Below are 21,408 nucleotides of genomic sequence, written 5' to 3' on the forward strand. Positions count from 1 at the left end.
CCACCGGCTTGACAGTTCGTGTGGTCCGGACCACGCTGCTCTGCATTGGTCTACACCATTTTGTGGCTTGCCCGGCGGGGGTCGGGCTCGAAAGGACGGCACGAGTGAAGCGCTGGATCAAGCTGGCGGCGGGTGTCGCCGCCATCACCCTCGCGACCGCGGGCTGCGCCGGCTCCAGCGGCTCAGGGAACACGCAGGCGAGCAGCAACGCGCCCGCGGCTCAAGGTGGGGACATCACCGTCTGGCTGATGACCGGCTCCGCGCCGGACTCGCTCACCACGGCACTGAACAAGGAGTTCGAGGACAAGCACCCCGGAACCAAGGTCAAGTACGAGGTCCAGCAGTGGAACGGCATCCAGCAGAAGCTCACCACCGCGCTGGGCAGCCAGAACCCGCCGGACGTTTTCGAGATCGGTAACACCCAGACGCCGCAGTTCGCCGCTCAGGGCGTGCTCGCCGACCTGACCAGCTCGGTGAACGACATGAACGGCTCGCAGTGGCTCAAGGGCCTCAAGGACTCCGGCACGTTCGACGGCAAGCAGTACGGTGTGCCGTTCTACGCCGCCAACCGCGAGGTGCTGTACCGCAAGGACATGTTCGAGCAGGCCGGCATCACCGCGCCGCCCACCTCGAACGACGAGTGGCTCGCCGCGATCGACAAGCTGAAGGCCAAGTTCGGCAGCGACCCGGACTTCCAGGCGCTGTACCTGCCGGGTCAGTACTGGTACACGCTGCTGTCGTTCATCTGGGACCAGGGCGGTGACATCGCCAAGGGCGACGGTGCCAAGTTCACCGGCACCCTGGACACCCCGCAGGCCAAGGCGGGCCTGGAGTTCTACAAGAAGCTCGTCGACCAGTCGGGCACCAAGGCGCCCAAGGACAATGACGAGTCGAACCCGGCGCAGGCCGGCATCTACGGCGCGGGCAAGGTCGCGATGTTCATCGGCACCCCCGGTGAGGTGGCCACGGCCGCCAAGACCGACCCCTCGCTGAAGGACAAGACCGGCGCCTTCGCGATTCCCGGCAAGACCGCGGGCAAGAGCGCGCCGGTGTTCCTGGGTGGCTCGAACCTGGCCATCCCGGTCAACTCCAAGAAGCAGGACCTGGCCAAGGAGTACCTCAAGCTGCTGTCGTCGGCCAAGTACCAGGGCGAGATCGCCAAGGGCGGCTTCGTGCCCGGCACCTCCACCGACATCAGCGCGCTGGACTCCGACCCGTACGCCAGCGTGATGGCCAAGGCGTCGCAGAACGGCCGCGCCGTTCCGTCCAGCCCCAAGTGGGGTGACGTCGAGGCGGGTCAGAACCCGTTGAAGGACATGCTCACCGCGTACCTCACCGGGAAGAAGACCGTGGACCAGGCGACCGCGGACGCCAACGCGGCGCTGAACAAGCTGCTCGGATGACCACGACGCAAGGCGTCACGGCGATGCCGGCGGGGGCCACCCCGCCGGCATCGCCGCGTGTCGCCGCACCCCAGCGACGGCGACGCCGCGGTCACATCGGCGACCGCGTGTTGCCGTATGTGTTGCTAGCGCCCGCGTTGATCGGTGTGCTCGGCCTGCTCGGCTGGCCGACCGTCCAGCTGCTGTTCATCAGCCTGCGCAAACTGGATCTGCGCGAGCTGGTGACCGGCGACATGGTGTGGGTCGGCCTGCAGAACTACTCGGACGTGCTGGCCGACTCCGAGTTCTGGACGATCACGCTGCGCACGCTGATCTTCTGCGCGGCGGTGGTGGCCGCGACGATGCTGATCGGGCTGCTCGTGGCGGTGCTGATGAAGCACGTGAACCCGGTGGTCCGGATCGCCATCCAGGTGGCCCTGGTGCTGGCGTGGGCGGTGCCGATCATCGCCGCCACCACGGTGTTCCAGTGGATCTTCGACCAGCAGTACGGCATCCTCAACAAGACCCTGGACAAGCTGGGCTTCCACGACTTCATCGGCTACTCCTGGTTCGGCAGCGGGACCTCCACGCTGACGGTGATCGGCCTGATCATCGTCTGGCAGGCGGTGCCGTTCATCGCGTTCTCGCTGTACGCCGGGCTGATCGGGGTGCCGAGGGAGCAGTACGAGGCGGCCGGGATCGACGGCGCGAGCGGGTTCCAGACGTTCCGCGCGGTCAGCTGGCCCGCGCTCAAGCCGATCGCCACGATGGTGACGTTCCTGTCGGTGCTGTGGGACTTCCAGGTGTTCGCGCAGGTGTGGGCGGTCAAGCAGGGTGGCCCGGACGGCGAGAGCACGACCCTGCCGGTCCTGCTGTACCTCAAGGGCATCGCGGGCAGCCACTTCGGCCCGGCGGCCGCGATCGCCATGCTGATGCTGCTGTTCCTCGTCGTGCTCACGGCCCGGTACCTGCAGCTGCTGGTCCGCTCGAAGGAGGCTGAGCTGCGATGAGGAAGTCGCTCGCGCAACGGATCGGGCTCGGCTCGGTCGGCGTGGTGGTGGCGGTCCTGTTCGGGTTCCCCACCTACTGGCTGATCACCACGTCGTTCAAGACGCCCGGTGAGGTGCTCTCGCCGAAGTACGACCTGATCCCGACCTCCGGGACGCTGGACAACTTCGTGTCGGCGTTCACCAAGCCCGGGTTCACCACCTACCTGACCAACAGCCTGATCGTCACGCTCGGCTCGGTGGCGTGCGCGCTGGTGGCCGGCCTGCTGGCCGCGGTTCCCCTGGCGCGCATGCGGTTCCAGGGCCGCAAGGGGTTCATGCTGCTGGTGCTGGTCGCGCAGATGGCGCCGGTGCAGGCCATGTTCATCCCGATGTACCTGCTGATGCGGGACGCCGGGCTGCTCAACGCGTTGCCCTCCTTGCTGTTGGTGTACACGGCGACGACGTTGCCGTTCACGACGTGGATGCTCTACGGGTTCGTCAACGGGATCCCGATCGAGCTGGAGGAGTCCGCGATGATCGACGGCTGCGGCCGGTGGAGCGCGTTCCGCCGGGTCACGCTGCCGTTGCTGGGTCCTGGCCTGGTGGCCACCTCGGTGTTCAGCTTCATCACGGCGTGGAACGAGTTCCTCTACGCCCTGGTGTTCATGCGCGACCAGTCGAAGCAGACGCTGCCGGTGTGGCTGTCGACGTTCCGCACGGCGTTCTCCATCGACTGGGGCGGCATCATGGCCGCGTCGGTCATCTACGCCGTGCCCGCTCTGGTGTTCTTCCTGATCGTGCAACGCAAACTGGTGTCCGGCCTGACCGCCGGCGCGGTGAAGGGATAGCACACTTTGTCCTGGTTGGAACAACTCGCCGAGTCGGTTCAGCTCCCCGGGTTCGGCGGTACGACCGCTCCCGAGTGGTTACGGCGCCGGATCGGCGAGGGGCTCGGCGGCGCGATCCTGTTCGGCCGCAACGTGGTCGACGACGCGCAGGTGGCCGAGCTGACCGGTCAGCTGCGGGCCGAGCGGCAGGACGTGGTCATCGGCATCGACGAGGAGGGCGGCGACGTCACGCGGCTGGACGTCGCCACCGGCTCGTTCGTGCCCGGCCCGCTCGCGCTCGGCGCGGCCGGCGACGTCGAGCTGACCCAGAACGTGGCCGCCGCCTTGGGCGAGCGGCTGGCCGCGTGCGGCGTGACGCTGGATCTGGCGCCCTGCGCGGATCTGACGCTCACGCCGGAGGACCCGATCATCGGTGTGCGGGCGTTCGGCTCCGAGCCGCAGGGCGTCGCCGAGCAGGTCGCCGCGTACATCACCGGGATCCAGAAGTTCGGCGTCGCCGCCTGCGCCAAGCACTTCCCGGGTCACGGAGCGGCCACAGAGGACTCGCACAAGAGCCTCCCCACGCTGCCGCGCACCGAGGAGGAGATCCGGTCGATCGAGCTGGTCCCGTTCCAGGCGGCCATCCGGGCCGGTGTCCGGGTGATCATGAGTGGGCATCTCGTCGTGCCGCCTTGGGGTCCGGAGCCGGCGACGCTGAACGCCAAGGCGCTGCAGGAGATCCTCCGCGGCGAGCTGGGCTTCACCGGCGCGATCATCACCGACGCGCTCGACATGGCCGGTGTGGTCGGCGGGTTCGGCAACAACGCCGGAATCCCCGCCGCGGCGGTGAAGTCGTTGATCGCGGGCGCGGACGCGCTGTGCATCGGCGGGCAGGCGTTCGAGCCGGATCTGTTGGACGCCATCACCAGCGCGATCGTGGACGCCGTGCGATCCGGTGAGCTGCCGGAGGCGCGGCTCGCGGAAGCCGCCGAGCGGACCTCCGCGCTGCGGACGCCGCCGGTGAGCACGCCGATCGTCCCGGTGGACCTGGAACTCGGGCTCACCGCGGCACGCAAGGCGTTGCGGGTCATCGGCGAACCGCGGCTGGACGGCCCGCCGCTCGTGCTCGACGTGCTGACCGACCCGAGCATCGCGGCCGGCAAGGTGCCGTGGGGCCTCGGCCCGCACCTGAGCTCGCTTGTCCCCGGTACCAAGGCGATGCGCGTGGGCCCGGCCGACCGTGACGAGATCCTGGCCGCTGCCAAGGAGTTCTCGAAGGTCGTCGTGGTGACCCGGGAGGCACACCGCCACCCGGCCGTGCGCGCGTTGCTGGAGTCGCTGGACGAGCTGGACTACATCCACGTCGAGACCGGGGCCCCGGGGCCCGACCTCGGCGACAAGGCCCGGATCGACACGTTCAGCGGGTCACGGGTGAGTTTGATGGCCGCCGCGGAGCAGCTCGCCTTGACCGAGACGTTGGTGAGCGGGCACCCCTAGGGCGCCCATCCGGTCGACGCCGCCCAGGCCTCCGCACGGTTGAGGGCGGCGTCGAACCAGACGTTCTTCGCGCTCGCGTAGTCCTCGAGGTGCTCGCCGGAGGCGAACTTGGCGGCCAGGGTGCGTTTCAGGTCGAGGTAGTCCGCGCGTTCGTTCTCGTCGGCGCGCAGCCAGTCGCGGAACAGCAAGGCGTGCCGCCAGTCGCGCGACCCTTCGACGCGGACGTGCAGGTTCGCCAGCCGGCCCGGGTCCGCGGAGTTGTGGAACCGCTTGGTCTCCTCGCCGCGATCGCCGGTATTTCCTTGCCGCACGGGGAAACCGGCGGCGGCCAACGGCTCGGCGAGCTCGTCGGCCTGGTCCAAAGAGGACACTGTCAGCTGGAGGTCGATGATGTCCTTGGCGGGCAGGTCCGGGACCGCGGTCGAGCCGATGTGGTCGACCCGCAGGCCGTTGGTGGCCAACGCGATCCGGCCGGCCAGGCGTTGCGCCTGCGCGGGCCACTCCGGGTTCGGGTCGTAGAGGCGGGCGTTGCCGTACTTGGGCGCGCGCCGGAGGCGGACGTTGGCCTCGAACGGCACCAAGCGGTCCGCCCACAACGCGTCGGCGATCGCGAGGATCTGGTCGGGCGTGCCGCTGTTGTCCAGCCAGACATCCGCGACCGCGCGTCGCTGCTCGGTGGTCGCCTGGGCGGCGATCCGGGCGCGCGCGTCATCCTCGGGCATGCCCCGCGTGACGGTCAGGCGGTGCACGCGGTCCTCGATGTCCGCGTCCACGATCACCACGAGGTGGTACATCGGCGCGTAGTTCTTCTCGACGAGCAACGGGACATCGTGCACGACGACCGCGTCCGGCGCCGCTTGGGCGAGCATCTCCGCGGTCCGGGTGCCGATCAGCGGGTGCACGATCGCGTCCAGCCGGGCTCGCTTGGCCGGGTCGTTGAACACCACCGACGCCAGTTTCGGGCGGTCCAGCGAGCCGTCCGCGGCCAGGATCTCCGGGCCGAACTCGGTCGCCAGCGCGGCCAGGCCCGGTGTGCCCGGCTCGACCACCTCACGGGCCAGCCGGTCCGCGTCGATCAGCACGGCCCCGTGCTCGGCCAGCCGCCCGGCCACTGTCGACTTGCCCGATCCGATCCCGCCGGTGAGCCCCACGCGCAACATGCTCTTGATCCTAGGTAGGCCTAGCCCCACCCACCGGGTTGGCCTTAACGGCAATGTGCCGGGCGGGACGATTCGGTCAGACTGACCCCATGCTCCGCGCCCTCCAGACCGTCGCCCTCTCGCTGTTGGGCCTGCTGGTCGCGGTGGGGCATGTTGTGGCGCTGATGGCCATGCTGTGGGGTCTGGTGTTCGTCGTCCCGTGGGCGGTCAGGGCGGGCCGGTGGGTGGCTATGCGGCGGCGTCAGCTCGCGGGGATCCCGCTGCCCTACCAGCCCATCCCGCCGGAGCCGGAACCCGACGAGGACGGGCTGTATAGGTACGGCGACCGGTTGTACAAGAAACCCATTGGCTGGTCGCGGCTGGAGTGGATGATCGAGGACCGGGCCACCTGGCGGGATCTGCTGTTCCTGGCGCTCGACCCACTCGGGCTCGTCGTGTTCCCGCTGCACGCGCGGTGGTCACGGTTCCTGCTCCGGCCGCCGCGGCTTTCCACTCCGGCGGGCGTGAACCGGCGGCTGGATCCGTTCGCGCGGTGCATGGCTTACTTCGGGCTGTCCTTGTTGAGTCCGCTGGGTGTGTTGCTGTACGTCGTTTCGCCGCGTTTGGGGCGGCAACTGGTGCGGTTGCGGCGGTTCCTGGCCGGGAAGTGGTCGGATGCGCCGATTGCGCGGCCTTATGTGGGGCCGGTGTGGCGGGATCGGGCTACTTGGCGGGATTTGGCGTTCCTCGCGGTGGACGGCGTTGCGGGGACGCTGCTGGTGGTCGTGCCCTGCGCGGTGATGATCTACGCGTCCTGGGGGTTGCTGGTGCCCTTTCCCTTTCAGCTGGCGACTTCCGAGGACTGGGGCAACGGGTGGTACGGGCAGTTCGCTGGGTCGACGTGGCTGGCCGTGGTCATGGTGCCGGTGTTGATGTGGCTGACGTTCCGCATCTCGCCCGCCTGCGCAGGCTGGAACGCGCGTTGGGCGCGTGTGCTGTTGTCGCCTATGCGGCGGGCTCAGCTGACTCTGCGGGTGGCGGAGCTGACCTCCAGCCGTGCGGCCGTGACCGATGTGCAGGCGGCCGAGTTGCGGCGGATCGAGCGGGACCTGCACGACGGGGCACAGGCGCAGCTGATGTCGATGGGCGTGGACCTCGGCGCGGTGGAACGGTTGATCGACTCGGACCCGGCCGCGGCGAAGACGTTGCTCGCCAAGGTGCGGGACACTTCCGCGCGGGCCTTGGTGGAGTTGCGCCAACTGGTGCGCGGGATCCATCCGCCGGTGCTCGCCGAGCGGGGACTCGGGGACGCGGTGCGGGCGCTCGCGCTGGACCTCGGCGTGGCGTTCGAGGTGTCCGTGCCCCGGCGGCTGGATCCGCCGGTGGAGTCCGCGGCCTACTTCGCCGTTAGCGAGGCGCTGGGGCAGGCTGTGACGCCTGTTTCGGTGTCCGTCGTGCTGTCCGGGGACGTTCTGGCGATGACCGTGCGCGACTCGGGGCGTGGGTCTTCGTTCCCGGGGATCTCGCGCCGGCTCGGGGCGTTCGACGGAACGGTGAGCGTGTCGTTCGGGGCCGGCCGGACCGTGCGGATGACGCTCAGCGCGGGCTGAGCGCGCGGTCGGCGATCCTGCCCAGGATCGAGGGCGCCTGGTTGGCCTGGACGAGCTCCAGCTGCGCGATCACGACGACCGTCGTGGCCTGGTAGGTCGCCACCAGCGTGGCCACCTTCTTGCCGACCAGCAGGGTGCCCTTGTCCCCGCCGACCGCCACCTCACTGACCTTCGCGCCCGCGTCCTTTTCGGACTGGACCGTGCTCTCCACCCGCTTGGCCGCCGCGGTCGCGTCCGAGTAGCTGGCCAGGCCCACCGTCACCTGGGCGTCGGCGATCTCCTGGCCGTCCGCGAGACCGTAGTAGCAGTCGATCCGCGCGGTGCGGCCGATCTTCGGGTCCGGCGCGCCCTGCACCAGCTTCGAGCCCGCGCTCATCGCCTTCCCGACCGCGTCCTGGATCTCCTCCGGCGTCGCGATCTTGCCGCACCCCGTCGGCAACGCGCCGACGATCCGCGCCGGCGTCGAACTCACCTTCGACGGGGTGAACGACGGCACCGGCACCACAAGCGGTGACTGTTCCTTCGCCGCGCACCCCCCAACCCCGGCGATCAACACCGCGACCACTGCGCTGCGTGTCCATGCCTTAGCACTCACAAGGTCAAGACCGTAGTCCCCTGGTCGGGTGAACGTCACAGCAATCCCCGAAAAAGTAACGAACAGACAACGTGACGGCGTCGCTGAGCAGGCGTTCATCAGGGTGGAGTAGTGGAGGTCATGGTGGGGCGGGGCTGGATGGGGGTGGCCGTTGGGGTGTTGAGGTGCAGGTTTGGTGGGCCGGTGGGGTGAGGCGCGGGGTTCGGCGCTGGGGCGGGCCAGGTGGCTGGGTGGGTTGGGTTTGGGAGGCGTGAGCGCGGGTGGCGCGGCTCCACGGCGTGGGCTACAGGGGCTTGGTGGGTTGGGGCGCGGCGAGCTTAGGGCCGCCGCCACCCATGTAAAACCAAACCGCGCTCAGTGCTCACCACACCGCAAGCTCTCCGGCGGGGCAGGTCGCAGACCTGCCAGCCGCCCAGCAGCAAACCACCGCACAGCACGAGGCCCCCGCGCACTGCACGGGGGCCTCGTCGGCTCTGGCTATTCAGCTTTCGGCTGGGTCTCAGACGCCGCCGGACAGCTTCTCGCGGAGCGCCGCCAACTGCTCGTCGCTGGCGAGGGTGCCGCCACTCTTCGCCTGGGTGTCCGCGCCGGCGGAGTAGCTCTGGTCGCCGGTGCCGGTGGCGCCGTCGCCCTCGGTCGCGGCGGCCGCGTCGGCCTCGGCGGCCTTGCGGATCTGCGACATGTGCTGCTCGTAGCGGGCGTGCGCCTCGGCGTACTGGCGCTCCCACTCCTCACGCTGCTTGTCGAAGCCTTCCTGCCACTCCTCGGTGGTGGGGTCGAAGCCCTCGGGGTAGATGTAGTTCCCCTCGGCGTCGTACTCGGCCGCCATGCCGTACTGGGTCGGGTCGAACTCGGAGTCCGGCGTGAAGCCCTCGTTCGCCTGCTTGAGCGACAGCGAGATCCGGCGGCGCTCCAGGTCGATGTCGATGACCTTGACCATGACGTCGTTGCCGACCTGCACGACCTGCTCGGGGATCTCCACGTGGCGCTCGGCCAGCTCGGAGATGTGCACCAGGCCCTCGATGCCCTCGTCGACACGCACGAACGCGCCGAACGGAACGAGCTTGGTGACCTTGCCCGGGACGATCTGGCCGATCGCGTGGGTCCGGGCGAACTGGCGCCACGGGTCCTCCTGCGTCGCCTTCAGCGACAGGGAGACGCGCTCGCGGTCCATCTCGACCGACAGGACCTCGACGGTGACCTCCTGGCCGACCTCGACGACCTCGGAGGGGTGGTCGATGTGCTTCCAGGACAGCTCCGAGACGTGCACCAGGCCGTCGACGCCACCCAGGTCCACGAAGGCACCGAAGTTGACGATCGAGGACACGACGCCCTTGCGGACCTGGCCCTTCTGCAGCAGGTTGAGGAACTCGGTGCGGACCTCGGACTGGGTCTGCTCCAGCCAGGCGCGGCGGGACAGGACCACGTTGTTGCGGTTCTTGTCCAGCTCGATGATCTTGGCCTCGAGCTCGCGGCCGACGTACGGCTGCAGGTCGCGGACCCGGCGCATCTCGACGAGGGACGCGGGCAGGAAGCCGCGCAGGCCGATGTCCAGGATCAGGCCACCCTTGACCACCTCGATGACGGTGCCCTTGACGGGCTCGTCCGCCTCCTTGAGCCCCTCGATCGTGCCCCACGCGCGCTCGTACTGCGCACGCTTCTTGGACAGGATCAGGCGACCTTCCTTGTCCTCCTTCTGGAGGACCAGGGCCTCGACCTCGTCGCCGACCTTGACGACCTCGTTGGGGTCGACGTCGTGCTTGATCGAGAGTTCGCGCGAGGGGATGACACCCTCGGTCTTGTAACCGATGTCGAGAAGAACCTCGTCACGGTCGACCTTGACGATGACGCCTTCGACGATATCGCCGTCGTTGAAGTACTTGATCGTCGCGTCGATCGCGGCGAGGAAGTCCTCCGCCGTCCCGACGTCGTTAATCGCGACCTGCTGCTTCGGCGCGCTGGAAGCCGGGACAATGGTGGTGTCGGTGGACATTAGGTGGGTTGCTCCGGTACGGATTGGGGTCGTTGGGTGTGCGGTTCGTGCGCGCGGCGGTGTGGCGTGCGCCCTGTCGTAAGTAACCATGCACAGGGTTCAACACCGAGACGCGCAACCCGATTCCCAGATTCCCTGACCTGAACCGCAGGCAGCGCGAAATTCACCGCGCGGGCGGTATCGTACGCGCCCGCGCGAACGTGGGGCAAACCGGATGCCCAGAAGGAGCAAGCGTGGACAGCGACAACGACCGGTACGCCGGCGCCCAAACTACCCTCGGGACGGTGGGTCCGGCGCGGCGAAGGGTCGGCGCGCACGAGTCGGTGGCCGCGAACATCGCTTGGTGGGACGCCGACGCGGACGACTACCTCGCCGACCACGGTCCCACGCTGGGTGACGCGGACTTCCTCTGGTGCCCCGAGGGCCTGCGGGAACGTGATCTCGAGCTGCTCGGCGACGTCACGGACAGAGACGTGCTGGAGATCGGCTGCGGGTCGGCGCCGTGCGCGAGATGGCTGGTCACACAGGGTGCGCGGGCGGTCGCTCTCGATCTCTCGGCCGGGATGCTGCGGCACGCGGCCCGGCTCAACGATGTGACCGGGATCACTGTCCCGCTGATCCGCGCGAACGCCGAATACCTGCCCTTCGCCGACGGCAGGTTCGACAGCGCGTGCTCCGCGTTCGGCGCGGTGCCGTTCGTCGCGGACGTGCGGCCCGTCTTCGCCGAGGTGGCCCGGGTGCTGCGGCCGGGCGGCCGGTGGGTGTTCGCCGTGACTCACCCGATCAGGTGGATCTTCCCGGACGACCCGGGAGCGGACGGCCTGACCGTGATCACCTCGTACTTCGACCGCACCCCTTATCTGGAGGTGGACGCCGATGGCCGGGCGACCTACGTCGAGCACCACCGCACCATGGGCGACTACGTGCGCGCGCTGAGGGGCGCCGGGTTCCTGCTGGACGACCTGATCGAGCCGGAGTGGCCGGAGGGCTACACCCGCGAGTGGGGCCAGTGGAGCCCGCTGCGCGGCGAGCTGTTCCCCGGCACCGCGATCTTCTGCTGCCGGAGGGCCGGGTGAGCTTCACCGACGGGCTCGTCGACGCCAAGAGCGCGTGGTTCGCCGAGCTGGACCCGCAGCTGCCCGCGGCGGTGCGGCCGCCGGACGGGGACGTGATCACCGCGGCCCTGCCGACCGGTGAACGCGTCGCGGGCATCCTCACCACCACCAGCGTCGCCCCGGACTCCACGACGAGCCTGTGGTCGGCGCTGCAGGTGTGGGAGCTGCACCCGATGATCGGGGCGAACGGCATGACCGAGCTGCTCGCCCAGTGGTCGACGATGATGGGCCGCCGCGCGCCCGGCGCGGACTCGGCCTGCCTGGTCACCTGGCCGTCCCGGGACGCCGCCGCGACGAGGGCGTTCCTCGCGCACGGCATGGTCCCGCTGTCCACTTTGGCCATCCGCACCGGCGGCGCCCTGCTGCCGTCGCCCGGCAACGTCCGCGTACGGCGGGCCCGGCCCAAGGACATCGCGGTGGCGCTGCCGCTGGCGATGGCCGAACTGGAGTACTCGGCGCAGGTCGGCGGCAGTGTCTTACGCCCGGGCGCGCGCGAGATCAAACGCACCGCCCTGACCAGGCACATCACCCAGGGCGACCCGGTGTTCCTGGCCGAACGGGACGGGATCGCGGTCGGCCTGGCGGAGTGCTGGTTCAGCGACTCGGCCGCGGGCAGCTGGAGCGAGACCCGCATGCGCCACGGCCACTGGGGTTACGTCAACAGCCTGTCGGTGGCTCCCGACGCTCGTGGTGAGGGCGTCGGCCGCGAGCTGATGTCCGTGGTGCACCGGGAACTCGCGGCCGACGGAGCCGTCAACACCTTCCTCTACTACAACCCGCCGAACCCGCTCTCGACGGTGTTCTGGGCCCGGCAGGGCTATCGTCCACTGTGGACGATCTGGGAGATCCGCCCCGCCGGGGCGCTACGCTGACAGCCCTCGGCGGAGGTCCTCGAGGTTGTCGTCGGTCATCCGCTGGGTGATGGTCGCCCCGGCGACGATCGCGCAGCCGTGGAACGTGCCGGGATAGTGCCGCAGCTCCACGAGAACCCCGGCCTGCATCAACCGGTGCGCGTACGTGATGTCCTCGTCCCGCAACGGATCGAACTGACACGCGGTCACCACCGCGGGCGGTAGGCCCGACAGGTCCTCGGCGCGGGCCGGTGCCGCGTAGATCGGCACCTCGTCGGGCTTGATGTCACCGAGGTAGGCCTGCCAGCTGTAGACGGCGCTCGGGCGATTCCACAGTGGAGTGTCCACGTACTGGGTCATCGACGGGGTCGTCAGGCGGTCGTCGATCTCGGGCACGCCGAGGTACTGGAAGCACAGCTGCGGCCCGCCGCGATCGCGCGCCAGCAGTGCGAGTCCCGCGGCCAGCCCACCGCCCGCGCTCTCCCCCGCGACACCCAGCCGGGTGAGATCGATACCCAGTTCGGCGGCGTTCTCGGCGGTCCACTTCAACGCCGTGTAGCAGTCCTCCAACGGAACCGGGTAGGGATGCTCCGGCGCCAGCCGGTAGCCGACCGACACCACGACGACATCCAACGAGTCCGTGATCTTGCGGCAGCTCGGGTCGAACATCTCGACGTCCCCGACAACGAACCCGCCGCCGTGGATGTACAGCAGCCCGGGCCGCGGCTCGCTGCGCGAAGCCCGCGAGTACACCCGCACGGGCACCTCACCGGCCATGACATCGCGGACGTCCAGCGCGTTCTCCGCGACATAGGGCGGGATCTTGATGGCGTCCCGCATGGCCCGCATCCTGAGCAGGTCCTCGTAGCTGCCGACCTTGATCTCCGGCAGCATGTCCAGCCAGGGCAGTAACTCGGGGTCGATCGCGTACGTCATGCCTTCAGGCCTCTCCGCAGATCCTCCAGGTAGTCGGCGTTCATCCGCTTGACCACGCCGGCTTCGCGGATCATCCCGCAGCCGTGGAACGTGCCCGGATAGTGCCGGAGCTCAACCAGAACGCCGGCCTGCATGAGGCGCTGCGCGTAGATGATGTCCTCGTCCCGCAACGGATCGAACTGACACGCGGTCACCACCGCCGGTGGGAGACCGGACAAGTCCGTGGCCCGCGAAGGAGCCGCGTAGACCGGGACGTCCTCGCCGCCGGGTTTGAGGTCGCCGAGGTAGGACTCCCAGCTGAAGACCGCCCGTGGCCGGTTCCACAGTGGAGTGTCGACGAACTCGGTCATCGACGGGGTGTCCAGCCGGTCGTCCAGCTCGGGGATGCCCAGGTACTGGAAGGAGATCGCGGGGCCGCCGCGGTCGCGGGCCAGCAGCACGGTCCCCGCGGTCAGCCCGCCGCCCGCGCTGTCCCCGCCGACACCCAACCGGTCAGGATCGATGCCCAGTTCGGCGGCGTTCGATGCCGTCCAGGTCAACGCGGCGTAGCAGTCTTCTACCGGAATGGGGTACGGATGTTCCGGCGCCAAGCGGTAGTCGACGGACACCACGACGATGTCGAGCTTGTCCGCGCGTTCCATGCAGGCCGCGTCGCTCCAGTCGATCGTGCCCATGACAAAGCCGCCGCCGTGGATGTGGACGAACCCCGGTCGCGGCTCGTCGCGGCCGGCGCGCGAGTAGATCCGGACGGGTACGTCGCCGGCCATCGTGTCTCGCACGGCCAACTCGTGCTCGGGGGTGTAGACGGGGAACTCCATCGACGCGCGTTCCGCTCGGGCGCGCACCAGATCCTCGTAGGTGTTGAGGTCGCCTGCGGGCAGCATGTCCAGCCAGGGACGCAGCTCCGGATCGATCGCGTAGGTCATGTCACCAGCCTGCGCCACCGGCTCGGAATGGCTCAACAGCCAGGTGTCGGCCATTGCGCCGGACCGCCCCGCCAACTGGCTGGCCGGGTACGCTCGCAGGATGGAGGGCCTGCTGCTGCGGTTGTCCGCGTTGGATGCCGACGCGGAGAACGCGGTGCGCGTGATCGGCTTCTTCGACCGCCTGATCGCCAACCGGGCGAGCCTGGACACGGTCGCGCAGGCGACGCGCCAGCTGGCCGAGTGCCCGGTCGGGATCCGTTCGGCGGCACGGGGAATCACCGTCGGCGGCGCGGTCCCGGCGATGGCCGCCCAGCGGGAACTCGAGGACGGCACGGTGGTCTGGCTCTGCCGGGACGGCAAGCCGTTGCCGCTGGACGAGATGCTGCTCGAACGGTTCGCCATCGCGGTCGCGGTGCTGCTCGACCACGCCCGTCTTCCGTTGCCCTCGCTGGGTGATCCCGCACTGGTCGAGCTCGCGCTCAGCAGCAGCGCGGGCGAAGCCGACCGCTCGCGGGCCCTGCATCTGCTGGAACTCAAGCCCACCACCAAGATCCGCGTTCTCGCGGTCGACGGCACCCCGGCGGGCCTGACCGCGCCGCTCGGTGAACTGCACGCAGTCCTGGTCCCGGGTGAGGAAATCACCGGACAGCAAGGAAAAACCGGAGTCAGCTCGGTGGTCCCCGCGATCGAGGCGCCCGAGGCGTGGCGCCAGGCGCGGACCGCACTGAGGTTCGCGACCACCGAAACGCCGGTCCGCTACGAGGATCTGGGCGTCCAGGTGATGCTGGCCGCCCTGCCCGCCGCGGAGATCGCCAAGCACCAGGACGTGCGGGCGTTGGACCGGCTCGCCGAAGACCCGCAGCTGCTGGTGATCCTGACCGCGGTCAGTGCGACCAGCTCGATCCGCCAAGCGGCGTCAACGATCCACCGCCACCACAGCAGCCTCGCCGCGCGTCTGGCGCACGCCGAGGAGACGCTGGGGTTCCCGCTGGACACGCCGGATGGCCGGTTCCGGCTGCGGCTTGCCTTGGTACTGCGTCAACTCCGGGACAGCGCGTAGCAGACCGACAGCGGATCCTGGTCGTACGGCGGGTAGTTCGGGATCCGGGTGAACCCGCACTTCTCGTACAGCCGGATCGCCTCGGGCTGCCGCACCCCGGTCTCCAAGATCACCCGCGCGTCTCCGGCCAACGCCACCGCCGCGTCGACCAGCCGTGGCGCGATGCCGGTCCCCCGCGCCTCCGGTGTCACGAACATCCGCTTCAACTCCACGTCCTCGCCGCGCGGTTGGATCGCGGCGCACCCGATCGGCGTGACCCCACGGCAGGCCAGCAGGAACCGGACGTCGGGCGAGGTCGGCGACGGGCCCAGGTCCTCGTTGTTGTAGCGGTCCCACAGGTCCCGGTCGAGCGCAGCGATCAACCCGGTCAGCCGAGGGTCGTCGGACGCGACCGGAGTGATGTGCACGAGGTCCTTGGCCAGCCAGCGCCCCACATAGGCGTCGTCGTTGAACGGCTCCACGTCGACGTACCCGCAGGCCGCGTACAGGGCCCGGGCCTCGACCAGGTCGTCCCGCACGTCCAGCCGCATGGTGACGGCGCCGTGCGCCAGCGCCACGTCCTCGACGAACGCCATCATCGCCCGCCCAACACCCCGGCCACGGGCCGCTGGCACCACGTACACGCGCTTGACCTCGGCGAACGGCGGCTCAGTCAGCCGCAGGCCGATGCAGCCGAGCACCTTGTCGTCCTCGCGGGCGAGGAACATCAGCAGGTCGTCGCTGGGTTCGTCGACCAGGACCTGGTCGACCTCCGCTGAGGTCGCCGGCCTGCCCCAGTACCGGCTGACGATGTCGTCGTAGTACTCCCGCAGCACGGGCAGCGCCTGGTCCAGGGAAATCGTGGCGATCTGCACGACATGATCGTGCCCGAGCGAGGCAACCGGGTTTTCGTGCGCTCAGCATCACACCGTCTCGACTTGCGGTCGATGCTGGTCAGGCGCAGTATTTGTACTGACCAGTCAGTTCAAGTTCAGGAGAGAAGGCCTGGCGGTGGAGATCCGAGCCGAACGTGTCGGGGTGAACGGCCCGCACGGCCCGTTGCTGCAGCCCACGTCGCTGCGGGTCCGTGGCGGGGAGCTGGCGGTCGTCACCGGGGAGCCCGGCGCCGGCCACACCTCGCTCGCCCTCGCGCTGGCCGGGCGGATCCGGCCCAGCCACGGCGAGGTCACCCTGGACGGCCGCACCGACGCGGCCGCATTGCGCAAGCACGTCGCCCTGGTGGACACGCCGGACGTGAACGAGCCGGAGGACGGCCTGCGGCTGCGGGACGCCATCGGCGAGGAGCTGTCGCACGCCCGCCAGCGCGCCTCGCGCAAGTCCGTCCAAGACTGGCTCACCGCTCAGGACGCCGCCAGCTATGCCCGTGAGCGCGTGGAGAACGTGCCGCCGGAGGTGCGCACCCGGCTGCTGGTCGAGGCCGCCGCCGCCCGCCCGGGCGTCCGGGCGCTGATGATCACCGAACCCGACCGGCACACCAGCGACCCCACCTCCTGGTGGCCGCTCGCGATGCGCCAAGCCGAACGTGGTCTCGCCGTCGTCGTGCTGTGCGCGCCCGCGACCACGTACGCCCTGCCCACTCCCGCCGCCCGGCTCGGCCACACCGACCAGCCGAGCCCGCTCCTCCTGCAAGCCGGAGACCCCCAATGACCGCCCTTCGCCTGGCCCGCAACGAACTTCGCCGCATCACCGCAGGCAAGCTGCCGAAGCTGGCCGTGATCGCCCTCGTCCTCGTGCCGTTGCTGTACGGCTCGCTGTACCTGTTCGCCAACCACGACCCCTACAGCCGCCTGGAGAACATCCCGGCCGCGCTGGTCATGCAGGACCAGGGTGCGCCGAACACCGAGAACGCGGGCGAGAAGGTCGCCCGCAAGATCGAGGAGTCCGGCGCGTTCCAGTGGCACCGGGTCAGCGCCGAGGACGCCGACAAGGGCGTGCGCAACGGCGACTACTCGTTCTCGATGACCATCCCGGCCGACTTCACGCAGGCGCTGAGCTCCAGCGGTGACTTCAAGCCGCGCCAGGGCCTGATCACGGTGAGCACCAACGACGCCAACAACTATCTGGTCGGCACGATCGCCGACAAGCTGGTCGGCGAGGTGCGCAAATCGATCGCCTCGGAGGTCGGCACCACCGCCGCGGACAAGTTCCTGGTCGGCTTCAACACGATCTTCTCCAAGACCCAGGAGGCCGCGAACGGCGCCACCAAGCTCGCCGACGGGGCCGGTCAGGCCAAGGACGGGGCCGCGCAGCTCAACGACGGCCAGCACAAGCTCGCCGATGGCGCCTCGCAGCTGGCATCCGGCACGCACGAGCTGAGCACCGGGCTGAACACGTTGCGGGACAAGACGAAGGACCTGCCCTCGCAGACCCGCAAGCTGGCCGACGGCGCCGCTCAGGTGGCCGCCGGGGACGCCCAGGTCGCCGCCGCGGGCCAGAAGGTCGCCGATGTGGCCGGGCAGTTCGTCGGTGGACTGGACCAGCTGAACGGTGACATCGCCGCGAAACTCCGCGCCGCCGGGTTCACCGAGGACCAGGTGCAGCACGTGATGACCGTGCTCGGCCAGGCACGCGGGCCGATCGACGACGCCAACGGCAAGGTCCAAGCCGCCTCGCAGCAACTCAACAAGCTCGCCGACGGCGCCAAGCAGGTCTCCGACGGCGCATCGCAACTCGCCGCCGCCTCCCCCGCATTGGCCGACGGCATCAGCAAAGCCGCCACCGGCGCGGGCAAACTCGACAGCGGCGCAAGCCAGTTGGCCTCCGGCGAGCGCACGGCGGTCGACGGCACGGGCAAACTCGCGGACGGCACTCGTCAGCTTTCCGACGGTTCCGCACAACTGCGCGACGGGCTCAACCAGGGCCTCGGCCAGATCCCCCACACCGACGACCAGACTCGGGACGCCACCGCCAAGACCATCGGTAACCCCGTTGCGGTCAACACCGTCGGCGACGTGCGCGCCGGGAGCTACGGCGCCGGGCTGGCCCCGTTCTTCCTCGGCCTGGCCACCTGGATCGGCGCGTTCGTGCTGTTCCTGCTGATCAAGCCACTGTCGACGCGGGCGCTGGCGGCCGGCCGGCTGCCGCTCTCGGTGGCCATCGGCGGCTGGCTGCCCGCCGCCGGACTTGGCCTGGCACAGGTGGTCCTGCTGTTCAGCGTGGTCACCACGGTGGTCGGGATCGACGCCCACCGGCCGGTCGCCGCGTTCGCGTTCCTGGTCTTCGCGTCCATGACGTTCACCGCGATCCTGCACGGGCTCAACGCGTTCTTCGGCGCGGTCGGCAAGTTCCTCGGTCTGGTCCTGCTGATCCTGCAGCTGATCAGCGCCGGCGGGACGTTCCCGTGGCAGACCCTGCCGGACGTGCTCTACCCGCTGCATGCCGCGCTGCCCATGGGATACGTGGTCGACGGCATGCGCCACCTGCTCTACGGTGGATCGATGGCGAGCGTGGGCACCGATGTCCTGGTCCTGGCGGCCTACCTGGCCGGTGGCCTGGCAGTGTCCACTTTGGCCGCCCGCCGCCAGCAGGTCTGGACCGTCTCGAAGCTCAGGCCGGAGCTGGTGTTGTGAGCCCCCGTACGCAGGCGACCAAACGGAAGTTGTTCGAGGCGACGCTGAAGCTGGCCGCGGGCAAGGGAATGGTCGGCCTCACGGTCGACGAGATCGCGGCCGAGGCCGGCGTCGCCAAGGGCACGGTGTACTACAACTTCGGCAGCAAGGACGGCCTGGTCGACGCGCTGCTGCGGTACGGCGTGGACCTGCTCGCCGCCCGGCTGCGGGCCGCGGCGGACACCGAGGAGCTGGTGGACGCGGCCTTCGGGTTCTTCGCCGAGTACCCCGCCTTCGCGCAGCTGCTGGTCAGCGAGCTGTGGCGGACCCCGGGCCAGTGGCACGACACGTTGACCCTGCTGCGCGACGACATCGTGTCGATCATCAAGCAGCACATGCAACGGCTGGCCGACGAGGGCCGGTTACCCTCCTCGGTCGCGGTCGGCACGGCCTCCGCGGCCCTGTTCGGAACGCTGCTGGTGGTGGCGCTCGACTGGCAGGTGTTCCAGCCGCAACGCACCCGCGACGAGGTGCGCGAATCGGTGATGATGCTGGTCAGAGGACTGCGCCCGGGGTCATAGTGGTCCAGAATCCCTGACGGTGGGAACCAGGCTGCTCGCCCGTGCCTCATCGTTGTGGAGGAAGGGGCGAAGGTGACCGACGAATGGTTCGCGAGGCTCTACCAGACCGCCTACCGGCGGGTCGTGGTGTCCGCGTACGCGTTCAACGGGAACCTCAGCGACGCGGAGGAGATCGCCCAGGAGGCCTTCGCGATCGCCTACAGCCGGCGCCGCCGGGTACAGGCCGCGGACAACCCGGAGGGGTGGCTGCACACCGTGGCCATCAACCTCGCGCGGCGCCGGTGGCGCCGGCGCACCACGCTGGACCGGTTGCTGCGCAAGGAGATCCCGCCGCAGCCGGTACCGCCGCCGGACTGGGTCGGTGAGCACCAGGAGCTGCACGCCGCGATCCGCGGGCTGTCCGACGACCATCGGGCCGTGGTCGTGCTGTTCTACCTGGCCGACCTGCCGGTCGACGAGGTCGCCGCGGTGCTCGGGATCGCCCCGGGCACGGTGAAGTCGCGGCTGTCGCGGGCCAGGGCCGCACTGGCCGAGCGCCTCGGCGTGCACAGTGAGGTGGGACATGGACGATCTTGACGGCAAGCTGTCCGCGCTGGGGGCGCGGCTGCGCGAGACCGTGCACCAGCCGGGCATCGACGAGGTGTACGCCCGCAGCTCCCGCCGGTCCAGCCGCCGCACACTGCAGCTGGTGGTGATCGTGGTCGTGGCGGTGATCGCGGTGGCCATCCCGTTGCTGCGGGTCGGCCGCTCGGATCCCGCGGTTCCGTTGCCGCCGCCCGGCCTTGGGCCCAAGAGCGTGGACTTCTTCGACGCCACCCACGGTTTCGCGTTGTGGGTGAACTGTCCCGAGGGCGTCTACCGGCCGGGCCGGGAGAACTGCACGCGGCAGCTTTCGTCCACACAGGACGGTCAGACCTGGCGTTCGGTCCAGGTGCCGCGGACGGTTCCCGGGGACTTCGGCGTCGTCCAGGCGCTCGGCCCGCGCAGCGCGCTCGTCCAACTGCTCCCGGACGCGCCGACCCGGCTGTTCACCTCGGACGCGGGCGCGAGCTGGCAGGAGGTGTCGCGGCTGCCGACCGAGGGCTCGGTCGGCTCGATCCCGGACGGCGGGCTGCTGGAGATCAAGTGCTCCGGGTTCACCGTGCCCGGGGCCGACTGCGTGCACTCACCCGTCGTCGTCGCGTTGCCTGGTTCCGGCAAGGTCGCCACGCTGACGACGAACCTGCCGTTCCAGCCGACCCTCGCCCAGCCGCTGCCGGACAGCGAGGGCACGTGGTGGCTGTACGGGCTCGACCTGGTCACCGGCAACACGCTGGTGGCCCGCAGCTTCGACGCGGGCAAGACCTGGCAGGTCATCCCGGTGCCCGGCATCGTGCTGGCCACCGGCGTGCGGATCACCGTGACCGCGGCCGGGAGCATGCGCTACATGATCGTCACCGACCACGAACAACTGTCGTCGATCCTGTACAGCACCGACGGCGGGCACACATGGCAGCCCGTGTCCGGCGAACACCCGATGGGGGTACGAGGCGCGGCCGATGTCGGCACGGACGGCTCGCTGACACTGTGGACCGCCGACGGATCCATCGTCAGCCACGACTTCGGCCGGACCTTCGCGAAAAGGCCGGACCAGCCTTGGCAACCGCCGGTCCGCACGCGGGCCGGCTTGCTGAGTTTCCAGCCCGACAAGACAACCGTGCACTACCGCCTCGGCAGCGCGAGTGGAGACCTCCCACCACCCTCGTGAGTGGTTTTGCGTGTTGGAACGAGCAGAACCACTCACGAGGCGAGTCTCAGTGGAGTGCGGTGTAGGGGCGGAATTCACCCACTTGGTGGACCTCGTGCGGGCGGCCTTCGAGGGCGCGGGTCACGGCCGCGAGCACGCCGTCGGCCGTCTCGCGGTGGGTCAGCCAGCGGGTGCGGCCGCCGCCGTTGCGCAGGAACCCCAGCACGACCTGCTGGGTCGGATGATCGGGCAGAACCGGTTCCGGGCAGCCGAACACCGGGTTGGCGGACGAGCTGCCGTGCACCTCGACCACGGGCGCGTTCGCCGCGAGCAAAGGACTGACCGCGCGCAGGACCGGCACGCGGAAACTGCTGTGGACCCACGCGACGAGCAGATCGGCCGGGCCACCGAGGGCGGCCTGGGCACGTTCGGCGAGGGTGCCCGGCTGGGACCAGTCGGCCTGGACCCAGATCGTGTCGTACAGGGTGGGGCGGTGCCGGCTGGGCGACACGACATGCCAGCCTTCGTCGATCAGACTCTCGACACAGCCGGCGAGCATGCCGGTTCCGCCCAGGACAAGCGCACGTCGTTGTGGCGGCATCGCCTCAGGCTACCCAGCCGTCACAATTCCGC

General features: G+C 69.7%; 20 protein-coding genes. 13 read left to right on the forward strand and 7 right to left on the reverse strand.

Going from position 1 to position 21,408, the window contains the following annotated elements; translation table 11 throughout:
* The first annotated feature begins 104 nt into the window (after positions 1–104).
* Genes AB0J95_RS23735 through AB0J95_RS23750 form a run of 4 tightly spaced genes read left to right on the forward strand, consistent with a single transcriptional unit; the run spans position 105 to position 4,695 of the window.
* Complete coding sequence (locus AB0J95_RS23735; protein WP_364761540.1) at positions 105–1,403, forward strand: sugar ABC transporter substrate-binding protein; 1,299 nt, start codon at positions 105–107, stop codon at positions 1,401–1,403.
* Entirely contained in the window at positions 1,400–2,392 is a 993-nt protein-coding gene (locus AB0J95_RS23740; RefSeq protein WP_364761543.1) for a sugar ABC transporter permease, read from the forward strand. The genes AB0J95_RS23735 and AB0J95_RS23740 overlap by 4 nt, the downstream gene beginning before the upstream one ends.
* On the forward strand, positions 2,389–3,219 hold the full coding sequence (locus AB0J95_RS23745) for a carbohydrate ABC transporter permease (protein WP_364761546.1): 831 nt from the start codon (positions 2,389–2,391) through the stop codon (positions 3,217–3,219). The genes AB0J95_RS23740 and AB0J95_RS23745 overlap by 4 nt, the downstream gene beginning before the upstream one ends.
* 6 nt (positions 3,220–3,225) lie before the next feature.
* Positions 3,226–4,695 carry a glycoside hydrolase family 3 protein gene (locus tag AB0J95_RS23750; RefSeq protein ID WP_364761549.1) on the forward strand — a complete coding sequence of 490 codons (1,470 nt, stop codon included), beginning with the start codon at positions 3,226–3,228 and terminating at the stop codon, positions 4,693–4,695.
* Here AB0J95_RS23750 and coaE read toward each other — a convergent pair.
* The gene (gene coaE, locus AB0J95_RS23755; RefSeq protein WP_364761552.1) at positions 4,692–5,855 is read right to left on the reverse strand and encodes a dephospho-CoA kinase; all 1,164 of its coding nucleotides are present in this window, start codon (positions 5,853–5,855) and stop codon (positions 4,692–4,694) included. The genes AB0J95_RS23750 and coaE overlap by 4 nt on opposite strands.
* Positions 5,856–5,944: 89 nt before the next feature.
* On the opposite strand from coaE, the gene AB0J95_RS23760 reads away from it, so the two are divergent.
* On the forward strand, positions 5,945–7,444 hold the full coding sequence (locus AB0J95_RS23760) for a sensor domain-containing protein (RefSeq protein WP_364761555.1): 1,500 nt from the start codon (positions 5,945–5,947) through the stop codon (positions 7,442–7,444).
* Here the strand turns inward: AB0J95_RS23760 and AB0J95_RS23765 are convergent.
* Entirely contained in the window at positions 7,431–7,916 is a 486-nt protein-coding gene (locus AB0J95_RS23765) for a hypothetical protein (RefSeq protein ID WP_364761558.1), read from the reverse strand. The genes AB0J95_RS23760 and AB0J95_RS23765 overlap by 14 nt on opposite strands.
* 622 nt (positions 7,917–8,538) lie before the next feature.
* Positions 8,539–10,032: a 30S ribosomal protein S1 gene (rpsA, locus tag AB0J95_RS23770; protein ID WP_364761561.1), complete on the reverse strand. Its 1,494-nt coding sequence runs from the start codon at positions 10,030–10,032 to the stop codon at positions 8,539–8,541.
* Between the two features lie 233 nt (positions 10,033–10,265).
* Between rpsA and AB0J95_RS23775 the strand changes: the two genes are divergently transcribed.
* Together AB0J95_RS23775 and AB0J95_RS23780 are read left to right on the forward strand one after the other, a co-directional pair.
* Positions 10,266–11,108: a class I SAM-dependent methyltransferase gene (locus AB0J95_RS23775; RefSeq protein WP_364761564.1), complete on the forward strand. Its 843-nt coding sequence runs from the start codon at positions 10,266–10,268 to the stop codon at positions 11,106–11,108.
* The gene (locus AB0J95_RS23780; protein ID WP_364761567.1) at positions 11,105–12,019 is read left to right on the forward strand and encodes a GNAT family N-acetyltransferase; all 915 of its coding nucleotides are present in this window, start codon (positions 11,105–11,107) and stop codon (positions 12,017–12,019) included. Before AB0J95_RS23775 ends, AB0J95_RS23780 begins: the two co-directional genes overlap by 4 nt.
* Here AB0J95_RS23780 and AB0J95_RS23785 read toward each other — a convergent pair.
* Positions 12,011–12,934, reverse strand: a complete 924-nt coding sequence (locus AB0J95_RS23785; RefSeq protein ID WP_364761570.1) for an alpha/beta hydrolase — start codon at positions 12,932–12,934, stop codon at positions 12,011–12,013. The genes AB0J95_RS23780 and AB0J95_RS23785 overlap by 9 nt on opposite strands.
* The gene (locus AB0J95_RS23790) at positions 12,931–13,860 is read right to left on the reverse strand and encodes an alpha/beta hydrolase (protein ID WP_364761573.1); all 930 of its coding nucleotides are present in this window, start codon (positions 13,858–13,860) and stop codon (positions 12,931–12,933) included. Before AB0J95_RS23790 ends, AB0J95_RS23785 begins: the two co-directional genes overlap by 4 nt.
* Here AB0J95_RS23790 and AB0J95_RS23795 point away from each other — a divergent pair.
* The gene (locus tag AB0J95_RS23795; protein ID WP_364761576.1) at positions 13,859–14,920 is read left to right on the forward strand and encodes a helix-turn-helix domain-containing protein; all 1,062 of its coding nucleotides are present in this window, start codon (positions 13,859–13,861) and stop codon (positions 14,918–14,920) included. The two genes, AB0J95_RS23790 and AB0J95_RS23795, sit on opposite strands and share 2 nt — an antisense overlap.
* Here AB0J95_RS23795 and AB0J95_RS23800 read toward each other — a convergent pair.
* Positions 14,899–15,774, reverse strand: coding sequence for a GNAT family N-acetyltransferase (locus AB0J95_RS23800; protein WP_364761578.1), 876 nt, complete (start codon positions 15,772–15,774; stop codon positions 14,899–14,901). The two genes, AB0J95_RS23795 and AB0J95_RS23800, sit on opposite strands and share 22 nt — an antisense overlap.
* A 136-nt stretch (positions 15,775–15,910) precedes the next feature.
* Here AB0J95_RS23800 and AB0J95_RS23805 point away from each other — a divergent pair, with 136 nt between their 5' ends.
* The 5 genes from AB0J95_RS23805 (at position 15,911) to AB0J95_RS23825 (ending at position 20,796) form a co-directional block, all read left to right on the forward strand.
* A complete protein-coding gene (locus AB0J95_RS23805; protein ID WP_364761581.1) occupies positions 15,911–16,567 on the forward strand; it encodes an ATP-binding cassette domain-containing protein in 657 nt (218 codons plus the stop codon).
* Positions 16,564–18,489, forward strand: coding sequence for a YhgE/Pip domain-containing protein (locus tag AB0J95_RS23810; protein WP_364761584.1), 1,926 nt, complete (start codon positions 16,564–16,566; stop codon positions 18,487–18,489). Before AB0J95_RS23805 ends, AB0J95_RS23810 begins: the two co-directional genes overlap by 4 nt.
* Entirely contained in the window at positions 18,486–19,049 is a 564-nt protein-coding gene (locus tag AB0J95_RS23815) for a TetR/AcrR family transcriptional regulator (RefSeq protein ID WP_364761587.1), read from the forward strand. Before AB0J95_RS23810 ends, AB0J95_RS23815 begins: the two co-directional genes overlap by 4 nt.
* 72 nt (positions 19,050–19,121) lie before the next feature.
* A complete protein-coding gene (locus AB0J95_RS23820) occupies positions 19,122–19,625 on the forward strand; it encodes a SigE family RNA polymerase sigma factor (RefSeq protein WP_364761590.1) in 504 nt (167 codons plus the stop codon).
* Positions 19,612–20,796 carry a sialidase family protein gene (locus AB0J95_RS23825; protein WP_364761593.1) on the forward strand — a complete coding sequence of 395 codons (1,185 nt, stop codon included), beginning with the start codon at positions 19,612–19,614 and terminating at the stop codon, positions 20,794–20,796. The genes AB0J95_RS23820 and AB0J95_RS23825 overlap by 14 nt, the downstream gene beginning before the upstream one ends.
* Positions 20,797–20,842: 46 nt before the next feature.
* Here AB0J95_RS23825 and AB0J95_RS23830 read toward each other — a convergent pair whose 3' ends face one another.
* Positions 20,843–21,376 (reverse strand): hypothetical protein, encoded by a 534-nt coding sequence (locus AB0J95_RS23830; protein ID WP_364761595.1) that lies wholly within the window; start codon positions 21,374–21,376, stop codon positions 20,843–20,845.
* Positions 21,377–21,408 lie beyond the last annotated feature (32 nt).

The organism is Actinocrispum sp. NPDC049592 (assembly GCF_040675465.1).
GTDB lineage: Bacteria > Actinomycetota > Actinomycetes > Mycobacteriales > Pseudonocardiaceae > Kibdelosporangium.

Excerpts from the sequence above, each read along its gene's own strand:
- rpsA (WP_364761561.1), bottom strand. The coding sequence starts at position 10,032 with ATGTCCACCGACACCACCATTGTCCCGGCTTCCAGCGCGCCGAAGCAG.
- AB0J95_RS23790 (WP_364761573.1), bottom strand. The coding sequence starts at position 13,860 with ATGACCTACGCGATCGATCCGGAGCTGCGTCCCTGGCTGGACATGCTG.
- AB0J95_RS23760 (WP_364761555.1), top strand. The coding sequence starts at position 5,945 with ATGCTCCGCGCCCTCCAGACCGTCGCCCTCTCGCTGTTGGGCCTGCTG.
- AB0J95_RS23830 (WP_364761595.1), bottom strand. The coding sequence starts at position 21,376 with ATGCCGCCACAACGACGTGCGCTTGTCCTGGGCGGAACCGGCATGCTC.
- AB0J95_RS23810 (WP_364761584.1), top strand. The coding sequence starts at position 16,564 with ATGACCGCCCTTCGCCTGGCCCGCAACGAACTTCGCCGCATCACCGCA.
- AB0J95_RS23785 (WP_364761570.1), bottom strand. The coding sequence starts at position 12,934 with ATGACGTACGCGATCGACCCCGAGTTACTGCCCTGGCTGGACATGCTG.
- coaE (WP_364761552.1), bottom strand. The coding sequence starts at position 5,855 with ATGTTGCGCGTGGGGCTCACCGGCGGGATCGGATCGGGCAAGTCGACA.
- AB0J95_RS23825 (WP_364761593.1), top strand. The coding sequence starts at position 19,612 with ATGGACGATCTTGACGGCAAGCTGTCCGCGCTGGGGGCGCGGCTGCGC.
- AB0J95_RS23740 (WP_364761543.1), top strand. The coding sequence starts at position 1,400 with ATGACCACGACGCAAGGCGTCACGGCGATGCCGGCGGGGGCCACCCCG.
- AB0J95_RS23745 (WP_364761546.1), top strand. The coding sequence starts at position 2,389 with ATGAGGAAGTCGCTCGCGCAACGGATCGGGCTCGGCTCGGTCGGCGTG.
- AB0J95_RS23795 (WP_364761576.1), top strand. The coding sequence starts at position 13,859 with ATGTCACCAGCCTGCGCCACCGGCTCGGAATGGCTCAACAGCCAGGTG.